The 13,972-nt window shown below is 65.8% G+C and carries 9 protein-coding genes and 7 pseudogenes; 11 read left to right on the forward strand and 5 right to left on the reverse strand.

The features are described 5' to 3' along the window. Nucleotides 1-44 precede the first annotated feature (44 nt). Both ACVBD7_RS26480 and ACVBD7_RS26485 read right to left on the reverse strand, forming a co-directional pair. A pseudogene (locus ACVBD7_RS26480) lies at nucleotides 45-1,010 on the reverse strand (IS5 family transposase). Nucleotides 1,011-1,047: 37 nt separating this feature from the next. Then, nucleotides 1,048-1,350: a thermonuclease family protein gene (locus ACVBD7_RS26485; RefSeq protein ID WP_458098556.1), complete on the reverse strand. Its 303-nt coding sequence runs from the start codon at nucleotides 1,348-1,350 to the stop codon at nucleotides 1,048-1,050. Here ACVBD7_RS26485 and ACVBD7_RS26490 point away from each other — a divergent pair. Both ACVBD7_RS26490 and ACVBD7_RS26495 read left to right on the forward strand, forming a co-directional pair. After that, nucleotides 1,331-2,041, forward strand: a pseudogene (locus tag ACVBD7_RS26490) (IS6 family transposase). The gene ACVBD7_RS26485 and the pseudogene ACVBD7_RS26490 sit on opposite strands and share 20 nt — an antisense overlap. Nucleotides 2,042-2,098: 57 nt before the next feature. After that, a complete protein-coding gene (locus ACVBD7_RS26495; RefSeq protein WP_458098504.1) occupies nucleotides 2,099-2,248 on the forward strand; it encodes a hypothetical protein in 150 nt (49 codons plus the stop codon). Between the two features lie 266 nt (nucleotides 2,249-2,514). Here the strand turns inward: ACVBD7_RS26495 and ACVBD7_RS26500 are convergent, their stop codons facing one another. Next, a complete protein-coding gene (locus ACVBD7_RS26500) occupies nucleotides 2,515-7,131 on the reverse strand; it encodes a calcium-binding protein (RefSeq protein WP_458098505.1) in 4,617 nt (1,538 codons plus the stop codon). Nucleotides 7,132-7,412: 281 nt separating this feature from the next. On the opposite strand from ACVBD7_RS26500, the gene ACVBD7_RS26505 reads away from it, so the two are divergent. Further along, complete coding sequence (locus ACVBD7_RS26505; RefSeq protein ID WP_458098506.1) at nucleotides 7,413-8,366, forward strand: IS5 family transposase; 954 nt, start codon at nucleotides 7,413-7,415, stop codon at nucleotides 8,364-8,366. Nucleotides 8,367-8,476: 110 nt separating this feature from the next. Then, nucleotides 8,477-8,800, forward strand: coding sequence for a hypothetical protein (locus tag ACVBD7_RS26510; RefSeq protein ID WP_458098507.1), 324 nt, complete (start codon nucleotides 8,477-8,479; stop codon nucleotides 8,798-8,800). 390 nt (nucleotides 8,801-9,190) lie between these two features. Here ACVBD7_RS26510 and ACVBD7_RS26515 read toward each other — a convergent pair. Then, nucleotides 9,191-9,724: pseudogene (locus ACVBD7_RS26515) on the reverse strand (transposase); the annotation flags it as partial. Nucleotides 9,725-9,750: 26 nt separating this feature from the next. On the opposite strand from ACVBD7_RS26515, the gene ACVBD7_RS26520 reads away from it, so the two are divergent. From ACVBD7_RS26520 to ACVBD7_RS26550, 7 genes and pseudogenes are all read left to right on the forward strand, one after another. Next, complete coding sequence (locus ACVBD7_RS26520; RefSeq protein WP_458098508.1) at nucleotides 9,751-10,458, forward strand: IS6 family transposase; 708 nt, start codon at nucleotides 9,751-9,753, stop codon at nucleotides 10,456-10,458. 390 nt (nucleotides 10,459-10,848) lie between these two features. Then, nucleotides 10,849-11,111 (forward strand): annotated as a pseudogene (locus ACVBD7_RS26525) (IS5/IS1182 family transposase); the annotation flags it as partial. Between the two features lie 68 nt (nucleotides 11,112-11,179). Then, a pseudogene (locus ACVBD7_RS26530) lies at nucleotides 11,180-11,278 on the forward strand (IS110 family transposase); the annotation flags it as partial. 516 nt (nucleotides 11,279-11,794) lie between these two features. Next, nucleotides 11,795-11,921: pseudogene (locus ACVBD7_RS26535) on the forward strand (CatB-related O-acetyltransferase); the annotation flags it as partial. Nucleotides 11,922-11,992: 71 nt separating this feature from the next. Further along, complete coding sequence (locus tag ACVBD7_RS26540; protein ID WP_458098509.1) at nucleotides 11,993-12,175, forward strand: transposase; 183 nt, start codon at nucleotides 11,993-11,995, stop codon at nucleotides 12,173-12,175. 68 nt (nucleotides 12,176-12,243) lie between these two features. Then, nucleotides 12,244-13,333: pseudogene (locus ACVBD7_RS26545) on the forward strand (IS3 family transposase). Nucleotides 13,334-13,405: 72 nt separating this feature from the next. Continuing rightward, on the forward strand, nucleotides 13,406-13,681 hold the full coding sequence (locus ACVBD7_RS26550) for a hypothetical protein (protein ID WP_458098510.1): 276 nt from the start codon (nucleotides 13,406-13,408) through the stop codon (nucleotides 13,679-13,681). Here ACVBD7_RS26550 and ACVBD7_RS26555 read toward each other — a convergent pair. Beyond that, nucleotides 13,678-13,857, reverse strand: a complete 180-nt coding sequence (locus ACVBD7_RS26555; RefSeq protein WP_458098511.1) for a hypothetical protein — start codon at nucleotides 13,855-13,857, stop codon at nucleotides 13,678-13,680. The genes ACVBD7_RS26550 and ACVBD7_RS26555 overlap by 4 nt on opposite strands. Nucleotides 13,858-13,972 lie beyond the last annotated feature (115 nt).

Consider the following 13,972-nt stretch of genomic DNA (forward strand, 5'->3'; position numbering starts at 1 on the left):
ACGAACCAGCTTGGAGGCGCAGTCGGCGAGCGGCAGGGACGGGATCACGCGAGCCGGACATACTCCGGGCGTCCAAGCTCAAGCATGCGGTTCAGCACACTGACAGCGACGGCCACCTCGGTCGCGCGGCGCCTGTCGGTGCGCGACCGCAGCGCGCCGCCGATGACGCGCTTGAACCTGCTGATGTCCGCCTCGACCAGGGCGCGCCAGTTGTAGCCGGACGCCTTCTGCCAGCTCATGCGCCCCCGCTCCGCGATGGTCCGAAGATGTTGGTCCCGCTGGGTCGGCGCCGTCTCGGCCGTGGCGCTTGGCACAGCACTGGACCTTGGTGGAACGATGACAGCCGCATCGGGACACCGCGCCGCCACCTCAGCCTAGACGCCGTCCTGGTCGTAAGCGCCGTCGGCAGTGAACGAGGCGATTGGGTCAGCGACCTGGTCGAGCAAGGGACCGACCTGCGAGGCGTCATCGATGTCGTTCGTCGTCAGGGTGGACGCGACGATCCGCCCGGTGTCAGCGTCCACACCGATGTGCAGCTTGCGCCATGACCGGCGTGCCCTGCTCCCGTGCCTCTCGACCAGCCACCCGCCGGGGCCACATAACTGCAGCCCCGTGCTGTCGACGATCAGGTGTATGGGACGGGTGCCGGATTGGCGCTGCGGCACCTCCAACGTGTCGGCCCGGCGGCTCAGGGTCGTGTGGTCCGGCACAGCCAGGTCGAGACCGAGCAGGGCGATGATGGAGCCGATCAGGCCTTCGGTCTGACGCAAGGCCAGGCGGAACACGGCCCGAAGCGTCAGGGCCGTGGAGATGGCCAGCGCCGAATACCGCGGCTGTCCGCCGCGCGTGGTCCGGGGCTCGGCTTTCCAGGCCGCGATCGCCGCCTCCGTGAACCACACGGTCAGACTGCCACGCCCGCGCAGGGCGGCGTCGTACTCCGCCCAGTTCGTCGCCCGGAAACGCTGCTTCGGAATGTGCTGGCGACGGTCGACATCGGCCTTGAAGGGCAAGCTGCGCTCTCCTGGAGGATGACCGGCCGTCGACCCCTCAGGATCCTAACCTACCCAGATGGCCAGACCGATCCGTGCACCACAGTGCCCGAGCGCCGTAGGGCCGGCGGCTTTCTGGCGTGTCGATTTCGCCGAGCCGGATCCGCACCTGGCGGCGTTCCGCGGTCAGGATGGTGATTGTGTCGCCGTCCGAGAGGCCGACGACCCGGCCGGTGAGCTCGGCCGCCCAGGAGGGCAGGGTGAGGCTTAGGAGCGCGACCAGGGCATTGGCAAGTTGATGGGCGGTGGTCGGAACGACCAGTCCGGGGCAGTCTGACGGGATGACCTCAGACCGTGCCACCTACCCTGGATACCGGTTTCCAGCAGAGATCATCAGCCATGCGGTCTGGCTCTACCATGTGTTCAGCCTGAGCCTACGGGATGTGGAGCTGGTTCTGGCGTAGCGGGGGATCACCGTTACGCACGAGAGCATCCGGGGCTGGTGCCGAAAGTTTGGTTCGGAGTTTGCAGCCAAGCTGCGGCGGCGCCGGCCGAAGCCGGGCGACACCTGGCACCTCGATGAGGTGTTCTTGCGCATCAAAGGTCAGCTTCACTATCTCTGGCGAGCGGTGGACCAGCACGGCGTGGTGCTGGACATCCTCGTTCAAGATCGGCGGAACGGGAGCGCAGCCAAGCGGTTCTTCAGGCGCCTTCTCGCGGGCCTCAAGGACGAGCCGCGCCGGCTGGTCACTGACGGGCTGAAGAGCTACGGCGTGGCCCTGCGCGAACTCCTGCCCGATGTCCGACACCGGAGCAGCCGTTACCTGAACAACCGGGCAGAGAACTCGCATCGGCCCACCCGACGGCGAGAGCGGCATATGCAGCGGTTCAAGTCGGCCGAGCAGGCCCAGCGGTTCCTCTCGGCGCACGGCATGATCTACGGCCACTTTCGTCCTCGCCGGCAGCTGATGACAGCCGGCGAGTACCGGCGCGCCCGCACCAAGGCCTTCCGGACGTGGCGGCAGGAAACCTGCGTCCAAACGTCGCTATGATCCTGCCGCGCCCTCAGTCACGCGGCCGAACTTGCCTTCTCGTCAAACAACTTGCCAATGCCGCTGGAAATGCTTTGGGTGGAGGGGTTCACCACGCATCAGGGACTTGCGCGCGCGCTGACGGCGCGTGGGGTGGCGACCCCACGGGGCGGCGTCACCTGGACACACACGACTGTGGCGCGGGTGGTGGGGCGGCTCGGGATCTAACCGGCGATCCCAAGCCGGTCGGCTGTCGATTGGGCAAACTGGACGCCGCTGTGTCCGCGACTGGCCGAAAGCGAAACTGCCGCTTCTGGAAAGGAACTCGAAGAAGCGGACATGCAGCGGGGCCGTCCCGCTTGTCCGGGTAGCCAGCCGGACATCGCTGCAAAGTCGTCCGCCCCTTCGGCCGGCTCAACACCGCGTCAGTTCCGCTGAGGTCGGCCAGATCTTGGCAGAGCCGACAGGGCTGACCCTGTCGGCTCTGCGCTCGCCTACCCCACGAGGTGGATGTCGGAGGCGACCAGGGCCGGGTGGCCGGTGAGGGTGACGATCACCGTACCTCCCTGCCCACCCACCCCGTCCACGTCCCACCACAGCTTGCCCGCGTCCGTCTCGTAGACGAACTGCCCCACCCCCATCGCCGAGTTGGCCCGGCCCGTGGTGTTGCTAGTGAACTGCGCAGCTGTGAGCACGCCCGAGGTCAGCCTACCTTCGAAGCCCATCACGAGGATCTCGATCGCATCCTCACCCGACACGAATTCGCTGATCGTGTCCCCGCCCTCGGACGCGGCCGCATAGCGGAAGGTATCCGCGCCCGTGCCACCGTCGAGCATGTCCTTGCCCGTGCCGCCCTCCAGTGTGTCGCTGCCGGCCCCGCCGTAGAACTTATCGTCGCCGCCCAGCCCGAGCATGTGGTCGGCGCCGGTGCTGCCGTAGACAAGGTTGTCCTGGGCGTTGCCCGTCAGCGTCACTGCAGTCGTGAGATCGACCCGGTTCACGTTGGCCGACACCGTCCAGTCCGCCGACACGTAGACCCGGTCGGTGCCTTCGCCGGACCTCTCCACCACCACGTCGCCCGCGTCATCGACGTAGTAGGTGTCGTTGCCCGTGCCGCCGATCAGCAGGTCCGCGCCCGTGCCACCGTCGAGCATGTCCTTGCCCGTGCCGCCCTCCAGTGTGTCGCTGCCGGCCCCGCCGTAGAACTTATCGTCGCCGCCCAGCCCGAGCATGTGGTCGGCGCCGGTGCTGCCGTAGACAAGGTTGTCCTGGGCGTTGCCCGTCAGCGTCACTGCAGTCGTGAGATCGACCCGGTTCACGTTGGCCGACACCGTCCAGTCCGCCGACACGTAGACCCGGTCGGTGCCTTCGCCGGACCTCTCCACCACCACGTCGCCCGCGTCATCGACGTAGTAGGTGTCGTTGCCCGTGCCGCCGATCAGCAGGTCCGCGCCCGTGCCACCGTCGAGCATGTCCTTGCCCGTGCCGCCCTCCAGTGTGTCGCTGCCGACCCCGCCGTAGAACTTATCGTCGCCGCCCAGCCCGAGCATGTGGTCGGCGCCGGTGCTGCCGTAGACAAGGTTGTCCTGGGCGTTGCCCGTCAGCGTCACTGCAGTCGTGAGATCGACCCGGTTCACGTTGGCCGACACCGTCCAGTCCGCCGACACGTAGACCCGGTCGGTGCCTTCGCCGGACCTCTCCACCACCACGTCGCCCGCGTCATCGACGTAGTAGGTGTCGTTGCCCGTGCCGCCGATCAGCAGGTCCGCGCCCGTGCCACCGTCGAGCATGTCCTTGCCCGTGCCGCCCTCCAGTGTGTCGCTGCCGGCCCCGCCGTAGAACTTATCGTCGCCGCCCAGCCCGAGCATGTGGTCGGCGCCGGTGCTGCCGTAGACAAGGTTGTCCTGGGCGTTGCCCGTCAGCGTCACTGCAGTCGTGAGATCGACCCGGTTCACGTTGGCCGACACCGTCCAGTCCGCCGACACGTAGACCCGGTCGGTGCCTTCGCCGGACCTCTCCACCACCACGTCGCCCGCGTCATCGACGTAGTAGGTGTCGTTGCCCGTGCCGCCGATCAGCAGGTCCGCGCCCGTGCCACCGTCGAGCGTATCATCATACCCGAGTCCGAGAAGGTGGTCGTCACCACTATCACCATGAAGAGTATTTGCTACGCCACTGCCGCGAATGACGTCAGATCCACGACCACCGATGATGTGCTCGACGCCACGTAAGGTGTCGTCACCAATGTCCTTGCCGGATGCGAAGCCATTCGCAAGGTCGACGACGATTGGCGCTCCGGAGCTAGTGTACTTGACCGTATCGCTTCCCCCGCCTCCGTCATAGAGATCGTTGCCCTCACCGTCCCCACCGATGATGAAATCGGCTCCGGCCCCACCATACACGACATCATCACCGGAGCCGGCGTAGAGCATATCGTCCCCGTCACCTCCATCCAGATCGTCGTTCCCGAGGCCACCAGAGATGTTGTCGTTCCCACCACCACCCATCACGAGGTTCGCGCCACTGTCTCCGGAGAGAACGTCGCCCGCGCCACCGCCGATGATGTTCTCCAATTCGGAAAGGTGGTCCAGAGCACCATGCTCGTCGACAGCCAAGCCAGTATCGAGGTTCACGGATACTGGATCGGTGCTCTCGCTGTAGTCGACGGCGTCGACGCCCACTCCGCCGACCAAGCTATCCTGACCGTCACCCCCGATTAGCGTGTCGTTGCCCGCACCTCCTAGGACGGTGTCGTCTCCGCCGCCACCATTGGCGAGGTCATCACCACCCACTCCGTCGAGCACCTCAGCTTGGTCTGATCCGATGAGGTGGTCATCGCCAGGCGTCCCGAACATCGGCCGGAAGTTGTCGGAGGTGAGGGTGCTGGCGGTGACGTGCTGGAGGGTGACGATAGTGGTGTAGCTGGCATCGAGCTGGTCAGCGCCGCTGTTGCGGCTGAACTGGATTAGGGTGTCGTCGCCGGACTGGACGAGCCGCAGATGACCGAGGCCAAAGGGGTTCGCACCGTCGTAGCCGGGGATGTAGGCGGGTTGCAGCAAGGGCGACAGATCGAGCCGGTCACCGTCCACCCCGGCCTGGAAGTCGTGCACCACGATGTCGCGGATGCGCAGCGCATCCATCGACAGCGTATCCCGCCCGGCCCCGAGCGTCACCTCCGCGCGGTCAGCCACGTAGAGGTAGACGTCGTCGTCGCCGGCACCGGCATCCACGATGATGCGGCCATCCAGCTGGCTGGCCATGGCCCCGATCGTGTCGTTGCCATCACCGCCTTCGGCAATCGCCAGCTTGGCATAGGGCGAGTAGGACTGCACCAAGTCATCGCCGGCCCCGCCGGAGAGGACGTTCTCCCCGGCATCGTCCCTCAGGTAGTCGTTGCCCTCGCCGCCCAGCAGCGTGTCTGCCCCGAAGCCGCCGTCCAGATTGTCGCCGCCGCCGCCGCCCTCGAGCAGGTCGTCGCCCGCCTCGCCCCGTAGCCAGTCAGAGCCCTCCAGCCCCCGCAGCGTGTCCGCACCACCTCCGCCCGTCAGCGTGTCCGAACTGTCCGTGCCCTCCTGCAGTTCGCCGGGCATCGGGCTGCCATCCGGGGAGAAGGCCGGCCGGAAGTTGTCGGAGGTGAGGGTGCTGGCGGTGACGTGCTGGAGGGTGACGATAGTGGTGTAGCTGGCATCGAGCTGGTCAGCGCCGCTGTTGCGGCTGAACTGGATTAGGGTGTCGTCGCCGGACTGGACGAGCCGCAGATGACCGAGGCCAAAGGGGTTCGCACCGTCGTAGCCGGGGATGTAGGCGGGTTGCAGCAAGGGCGACAGATCGAGCCGGTCACCGTCCACCCCGGCCTGGAAGTCGTGCACCACGATGTCGCGGATGCGCAGCGCATCCATCGACAGCGTATCCCGCCCGGCCCCGAGCGTCACCTCCGCGCGGTCAGCCACGTAGAGGTAGACGTCGTCGTCGCCGGCACCGGCATCCACGATGATGCGGCCATCCAGCTGGCTGGCCATGGCCCCGATCGTGTCGTTGCCATCACCGCCTTCGGCAATCGCCAGCTTGGCATAGGGCGAGTAGGACTGCACCAAGTCATCGCCGGCCCCGCCGGAGAGGACGTTCTCCCCGGCATCGTCCCTCAGGTAGTCGTTGCCCTCGCCGCCCAGCAGCGTGTCTGCCCCGAAGCCGCCGTCCAGATTGTCGCCGCCGCCGCCGCCCTCGAGCAGGTCGTCGCCCGCCTCGCCCCGTAGCCAGTCAGAGCCCTCCAGCCCCCGCAGCGTGTCCGCACCACCTCCGCCCGTCAGCGTGTCCGAACTGTCCGTGCCCTCCTGCAGTTCGCCGGGCATCGGGCTGCCATCCGGGGAGAAGGCCGGCCGGAAGTTGTCGGAGGTGAGGGTGCTGGCGGTGACGTGCTGGAGGGTGACGATAGTGGTGTAGCTGGCATCGAGCTGGTCAGCGCCGCTGTTGCGGCTGAACTGGATTAGGGTGTCGTCGCCGGACTGGACGAGCCGCAGATGACCGAGGCCAAAGGGGTTCGCACCGTCGTAGCCGGGGATGTAGGCGGGTTGCAGCAAGGGCGACAGATCGAGCCGGTCACCGTCCACCCCGGCCTGGAAGTCGTGCACCACGATGTCGCGGATGCGCAGCGCATCCATCGACAGCGTATCCCGCCCGGCCCCGAGCGTCACCTCCGCGCGGTCAGCCACGTAGAGGTAGACGTCGTCGTCGCCGGCACCGGCATCCACGATGATGCGGCCATCCAGCTGGCTGGCCATGGCCCCGATCGTGTCGTTGCCATCACCGCCTTCGGCAATCGCCAGCTTGGCATAGGGCGAGTAGGACTGCACCAAGTCATCGCCGGCCCCGCCGGAGAGGACGTTCTCCCCGGCATCGTCCCTCAGGTAGTCGTTGCCCTCGCCGCCCAGCAGCGTGTCTGCCCCGAAGCCGCCGTCCAGATTGTCGTCGCCGCCGCCGCCCTCGAGCAGGTCGTCGCCCGCCTCGCCCCGTAGCCAGTCAGAGCCCTCCAGCCCCCGCAACGTGTCCGCACCACCCCCGCCCGTCAGCGTGTCCGAACTGTCCGTGCCCGTCACAAGAAGGCCAATTAACATCAACAAACAGTCCTTACCGGAAGTGTGGCTGCAGATGTGCGGGCGAAGCTTGAAGAGGCATCTTGCGCCTCCACCAGCCCTGCACTCACGCAGGATTCGGATATGCCAACGTTACCCTAATGTAAGCATTGATCAACGTCTCGCGATCACATTCTCTAACAAAAATAGCCTTACACACCAGGGCTGCGGGCTTGCCGATGCCTTCGTTGGGGCGGCAACGGAACATATTCAAAGGACTCTTTTGTACGGCGTTGTTGCGTAATCCTTGCTGGTAGCCCTGCATGAGCAAGGCACATTCTCAGGGCGGATGCCCGAAGACGCGCTACCGGACGCGGAACTGGCGCGAGTACGACAAGGGTCTGATCTCGCGCGGCGACCTGACGGTGTGGATCTCGCCCGAGCTGGCTTGGCACGCCGCCGAGGGGACGGGTAGGCGGGGTCGGCCGCTGGTCTTCACGGATGCGGCGATCCAGACGGTGCTGACGCTGAAGGTGCTGTACCAGCTGCCGCTGCGGGCGGCGCAGGGCATGGCGGCGAGCCTGATCCGGCTGGCTGGGTTGGACTGGAAGGTGCCGCACTACAGCACCCTCTCGCGGCGGCAGAAGAGCCTCACGGTCACCATCCCCTATCGCGCCCGAGGCGGGCCGCTGCACCTCGTCATCGACAGCACGGGGCTGAAGGTACTCGGCGAGGGCGAGTGGAAGGTGAGGAAGCACGGGGCCGACAAGCGCCGGGTCTGGCGCAAGGTGCACCTCGTCATCGACGCCGACAGCCACGAGGTGCGTGCCGTCGAGATGACCGACCATCGGCACGGCGACGGCGAGATCGTGCCAGGGCTGCTGGCCCAGGTGCCGAAGGCCGAGCGGATCGGGGTGATCAGCGGCGACGGCGCCTACGACACCCGCGGCGTCTACGAGGCCTCTGCCTCTCGTCAGGCCGACCTGGTCGTGCCACCGCGGCGCAACGGCAGGCCATGGAAGGGGCGAACCACCGGAGCGACCGATCGCAACGAGACGCTCCGCGCCATCAAGCACCTCGGGCGGCGGCTCTGGAAACGATGGAGCGGCTATCACCGCCGCAGTCTGGCCGAGACCGCCATGTCACGCCTCAAGCGCCTCGGTGAACGGCTGTCAGCCCGCGATCCGGCCCGTCAGGTCGCCGAAGTCCAGATCCGTTGCGCTATCCTCAATACCTTCAACGCCCTTGGTATGCCCGACACCGTCGCTCGCGCCTGATTAGGAAGCACAAGCGAGAAGCGTGACATCAGGCCGGATTACGCAACAGCGCCCTTTTGTACCGCTCTCGAAGAGGAATCCCGCGCAGTTCTCTTCCCTCAAGGCGATGCTTGGCAGCTATCCGCGAATGGCTATACTACGCAACCGCGGCACTCGATGTTCTGGAATCCGATCTGCAGCGCGGCGTACTGGTTGAGGAGCTGTGGTTCGCCGGCACCTTCTCCGTGTTGGGCGGCCGGAACTACCTGGGGAATGCCGTCCCGCTCGCCGATCGCGGTCCCACCCCGCCCCCCTCCCTCAAGGACATGCTTGGCATCCACTCCGTCCTTCTCGTGGTGCTGCTGGTCCGGTTCAAGAATGCCACTACATCGAGCAGCCGCTCCGTCACCGGACGGTTTGGCTTGCCGTGCAATCAAGGCGACCGCGTCGTGTAGGTCGGACCAGAGAACAAGGCTGTTCGCTCCCGATGGGAGCGGCAACCTCGTACCGGTGGGGATGCTCCTGGACAGCTTTCAACGCTGGATCGCGATCGAGCCCGCCTCCTATGCCCGCCACCTGCGCCATTCAGCTCATCCGGTTTCCAGGATAGCTGCTGATCGGAACGGGCCGATTTCGGCTGCACGGGGACTTCTATTCTCAAGAAAACTACCAGAACACGTAAACGGCCAAGATGGGTGCCGAGCGGAACGGCCGCTTTCGGATGTTGTTCGGTTGGAATGAACTGCCGGAATGGGCCTATTCTGTTGAAGAAGTCGGCCGGTATCGACGAGGGCCCGGCTTCCCCGGATTGGGATCTATGGGCAGGTGGGGCGGCCCCGGCCCTTTCAGGCGGGCGCTGGTGCTGACATCGGGATGAGCTTCGCCAGCTTCCTGAGGTTCTGGGCGGTGGCTGCCAGGTGGAACTCGTCACGGGCACCGTTGGGCCCTCGTAGTCGGAGCCGGTCGAGCTTCAGGATGCGCTTGAGGTGCGCGAACAGCATCTCGACCTTCTTGCGCTGGCGCTTGGATATGCGGCCATCCCTGCTGTCCATGATCTCGCGCGCCATGTCGCGGGCGCCCTCGAACTTCGATCGTGGGATCTTGCGGGCGGGCGTGTTGGGGCAGCACTTCGCCTTCAGCTCACAGGTCTGGCAGTCGTGGGTGCTCGCCAGGTAGAGCAGCGTCGTCTCGTCGTTCACCAGCCTGCCGTTGGTGGCCAGCATCTTCCCGGCGGGGCAGAAGTAGGCGTCGCCTTCGTGGTCGAAGGTGAAGTCGCTGCGCTGGAAGGTGCCGTCCCGGCGGCGTGACTTGTCGAACACGCTGACATGGGGCTCGATCCCCTGCTCATAGACGAGCGGCTTTGTCAGGTTGGCGGGTCCGACGGGGCGGTGGCAGTCTCCATTGCATGACACCCCCCAGCCCTTACCGAGGCTTCCGCTATTCGGCCGAGGTGATCCAGCACGCGGTGTGGTTGTACCACTGCTTCAGCCTGAGCCTGCGTGATGTCGAACTGATCCTGGCCGCACGCGGGATCGTGGTCAGCTACGGAAACATCCGCGAGTGGGGCCTGCGCTTCGGCCGGCTGTTTGCCAATGCACTGAAGCGACGTCGGCCAGGGCCGGGCGACAAGTGGTACATGGATGAGGTGTTCGTCCGCATCCGCGGCAAGCAGCACCTCCTCTGGCGGGCGGTCGATCAGGACGGTGTCGTGCTCGACATCCTGGTGCAGAGCCGACGGAGCGCAAAGGCGGCCAAGCGGTTCTTCCGCAAGCTACTAAAGGGCTTGCAATATGTCCCTCGGGCCATCGTGACGAACAAACTGAAGAGCTATGCCGCGGCAAAGCGCGACATCCTGCCCGGGGTGGAGCACCGGCAGAGCCGGTACCTCAACAACCGGGCCGAAGTGTCGCACCAGCCAACCCGGCGGCGGGAACGACAGATGCAGCGGTTCAAGTCGGCGCGACATGCACAGCGCTTCCTCGCCAACCACAGCCGCATCCACAACCACTTCCAACTCCGCCGCCATCGCCTGCATGCTACCGAATACCGCGTCGCCCGTGACGCCGCATTCCGCACCTGGCGCAAGGTGACCGGAACAGCATCTCCCGCCTGAAGGCTTTGTCGGTTAGATGCTCTCTGGCCCCGACTTCGCCAACCTGACAACGCCTAATAATTTTGGACGAAAGGCGCCCACCGTCGATCGGCGCCAACTTCGCTGGTGGCTAACCGCCTACTCCAGGACAGGATCAGCCCTGACGCTCACAGCCGTCGCTGCCCGTCTTGGCGTAACTCAGGGCGCGATTTCCCACCATCTCGCCGGTCAGCGGGGACGCCCCCTCCCCTACCGCCTGCTCCGGGCCTGTCGTGACCGAGCCCGCGCAGCGCGCCTTGCCACTCTCCGGTCGAGCACCACGAAGTAGCGGCAGCCGCAGCACCATTCTGCGACGGCGCGGTCTACGCAGCCTCAACAGCCCGCCATGCCGCCCTGCTCGTGCCACCCGGGCGCAACGGCAAGCCATGGAAGACTCGAATTGCCGGTGCGGATGAGCGCAACGAGACCCTGCGCGTTACCCGGCACCTCGGCCGACGCCTCTGGAAGCGGTGGAGCGGTTACCACCGACGCAGCCTCGCCGAGACAGCCATGTCACGCCTCAAGCGCCTGGGCGAACGCGTCCTGGCCCGTGACCCCGCCCGTCAAGTCGCCGAAGTTCAGATCCGCTGCGCGATCCTCACACCTTCAACCGCCTCGGTATGCCCGACACCGTCGCGCTCACCTGCTCGAAGCGGCTCGCAGGATCAGGGCGCCCTCAACCTGATTTCCGCAACAACGCCGCGGCCGGCCCAAGAAGGTCGCCCTCGTCGCTTGCATCCGGAAGCTTCTCGGCATCCTCAACGCTATCGTCAGGACCCATCAGCCATGGCGCGCCGCTTGATCCGCAACACGGTTGCTCAGGGCTCCGGAGAGAGGAGGGGAGACATAGTAGATCCCTCTTAGCCGACATCCCTCAGTCCAGTGATGACGACCCAGGGAGCTTCGCCGAAGTTCTCGAGCACCAGCCATGTCCAGCCACCCAGGAGCAGCTTGGCGGTCTCCTCTAGCTTGGCTCGCTGTTGCCGCGGCTTAACTCCGTCAATAGATACATTTACGAGCGATTCGAGCGCCTTAGCGCGTTCGGCGACTTCTGGTGACATGCCAAATCGTAAGCACCCTGGCCCAGCAGTGTCACGGGGTTTCTGAACATAGATTGTTCGCCCCGACATGGGGTATCCCACGTTCCGCTCCGAAGGCTGACATGCAGGCCTGGCGTTGCATCGATTGGCCCGTTAAGTAGGAAGGCTTTCTCGTGACTTTTACTGACAGGGTGGCGGTCGCATTTAGCGCAGGCGGTCTATTTCCCAGTAAGAGCGCGCAACATAGTTTGATTTGCGGAAAGGCGATGCTGCGCCAGGGCATTACGATCGGGGATGGCGCGGTGGCTGCGGCAGGTGCCATCGTGTCCAAAGACGTAGCGCCCGATTTCGATCGTGGGGGGCGTTTCAGCCAAGTTACTGAAGAAACGATTTCCAGAATCCATCTTAAAAAAATGCTGCAGCTAGGGTCAGGACCCGTCAATTGGGGCTAGCCGCCGAGCGGATTGGCTGATTCCATGTTGGCCGGAGGTGCTGGCACGGCTGACCTGTTCTGGCTGACGAAGGTGCAAATCCGGCGGATCACGCCCCTCTTCCCGCTCTCGCACGGGGTGCCGCGGGTCGATGACCAGTGTGTGGTCAGCGGCATTTTCCACGTCATCCGCAACGGACTGCGCTGGCGCGACATCCCGGTCGTGTAGGTGACGTGCCCCCATAGAAGCGGTCCGGCGGTTATGTGAACCGTCGGCTGTTTTTGAGGAGGCTGAGGATGGGTCGGAAAAGGACGCATAGGCCCGAGGAGATTGTCGCCAAGCTGCGGCAGGTTGAAGTTCTGACCGCTCCGGGCAAGCCGGTGGCGGAGGCGGTGCGGGCGATCGGGGTGACGGACCAGACCTACTACCGCTGGCGCGCCGAGTTTGGCGGCCTGAAGCTGGACCAAGTCCGACTGCTGAGGGAACTGGAGCGTGAGAACGCACGTCTGCGGAAAGCGGTGTCGGACCTGACGCTGGACAAGGTGATCCTGAAGGAAGCGGCCTCGGGAAAATACTGAGCCCTGCGCGTCGTCGTGCGGCGGTGGGGCATGTGAGGGAACAGCTCGGCGTGTCCGAGCGAAGGGCCTGCGAGGTGCTAGGGCAGCACCGCTCGACGCAGCGCAAGGTGCCCTGCGCGCCGGACGACGAAGCGGCGCTCACTGAGAGCATCATCGACCTGGCCAAACAGTACGGCAGGTACGGTTACCGGCGGATCACGGCCCTGCTGCGAGCCGAGGGCTGGTCCTGCAACCACAAACGCGTGGAGCGTATCTGGCGGCGCGAGGGGCTGAAGGTACCCGCCCGGCAGCCCAAACGCAGACGGCTATGGCTCAACGATGGATCCTGCGTGCGGCTGCGGCCGGAGCGGCCGAACCAAGTCTGGGCCTATGACTTCGTGGAGGACCGCACCCGCGACGGGCGCAAGTTCCGGATGCTGAACGTCGTCGACGAGTTCACCCGCGAGTGCCTGGCCATGTTCGTTCGGACAACGGGCCGGAATTCGCCGCTACCGCCGTGAAGAGCTGGATCAGCGGGGTGGGTGCCAGGACGGCGTTCATCGAGCCCGGCAGCCCCTGGGAGAACGGCTATGTCGAGAGCTTCAACGGCAAGCTGCGCGACGAGCTGCTCAACGCCGAGGTGTTCAACACACTTGCCGAGGCCAAAATCCTCATCGAACAATGGCGGCGCTACTACAACACCGTTCGCCCACACTCCTCGCTCCACTACCGGCCGCCCGCGCCAGAGGTCGTTCGGGCGCACCTCGGCATGCCACCACACGGCCAAAGCGCCTCTGCCTCAGCCCAATCTCTGCCGGTGCGCCATTAACATCCGACCCGGAGCACCTCCTGGGGGCTTGTCACCCTGTACAACCAGTCCTCGCGTTGGAGCCGTTTTGGCGTGTTCAACCGCATCTTCGCCGGGCTCGCGGGCCGGGCGGGTGAGCCGGAGCGCCTGATAGCGACAGAGGCCGTTGGCCGTGACGATCCCCTGCATGGCGGCGCCGAGCACTTGGCCGCCGCCCACATGAACCAGAAGGTTCCGGAGACGAAGGCAACAGCCACGCGCACGGCGAGGTACCGCGTCACGGCCGACCAGATCAGGGCCGCCGCGTCCACCAGCATGAAGGTGCCCCAGACATCCTCAGGAACGCCGACGCCGTGCAGCCAGGATTAAGCGATGGCTCGGGCCATCAGGTCGCCGGGGGCGAGCAGCGATGCGGCGGACCGCGCGGCCCACATGGCATAGGCCAGAATGGCGCTGCGCGGGTCGAGGTGGGGCAGGGCGTTGAAGTGGCGCGCGAAGCCGCGGAGGGGCGCCACGATGCTGTTCAGGGAGCGGGCTTCAGGCATCCCCTACCCCTCCCCGTCGATGCTGTGCGGGGCGCCGGTCATGCCGTCTCCGGCGCGGCAGCCGTCAGTGCCTTCCAAGTGGGGCATGGGTGATGCTCCTGGTTGTGGGGTTGGT

The sequence above is a fragment of the Roseomonas sp. WA12 genome, from assembly GCF_054165765.1.

Excerpts from the sequence above, each read along its gene's own strand:
- ACVBD7_RS26495 (WP_458098504.1), top strand. The coding sequence starts at position 2,099 with ATGCCGCTGGAAATGCTTTGGGTGGAGGGGTTCACCACGCATCAGGGA.
- ACVBD7_RS26500 (WP_458098505.1), bottom strand. The coding sequence starts at position 7,131 with ATGTTAATTGGCCTTCTTGTGACGGGCACGGACAGTTCGGACACGCTG.
- ACVBD7_RS26505 (WP_458098506.1), top strand. The coding sequence starts at position 7,413 with ATGAGCAAGGCACATTCTCAGGGCGGATGCCCGAAGACGCGCTACCGG.
- ACVBD7_RS26520 (WP_458098508.1), top strand. The coding sequence starts at position 9,751 with ATGACACCCCCCAGCCCTTACCGAGGCTTCCGCTATTCGGCCGAGGTG.
- ACVBD7_RS26540 (WP_458098509.1), top strand. The coding sequence starts at position 11,993 with ATGTTGGCCGGAGGTGCTGGCACGGCTGACCTGTTCTGGCTGACGAAG.
- ACVBD7_RS26555 (WP_458098511.1), bottom strand. The coding sequence starts at position 13,857 with ATGCCTGAAGCCCGCTCCCTGAACAGCATCGTGGCGCCCCTCCGCGGC.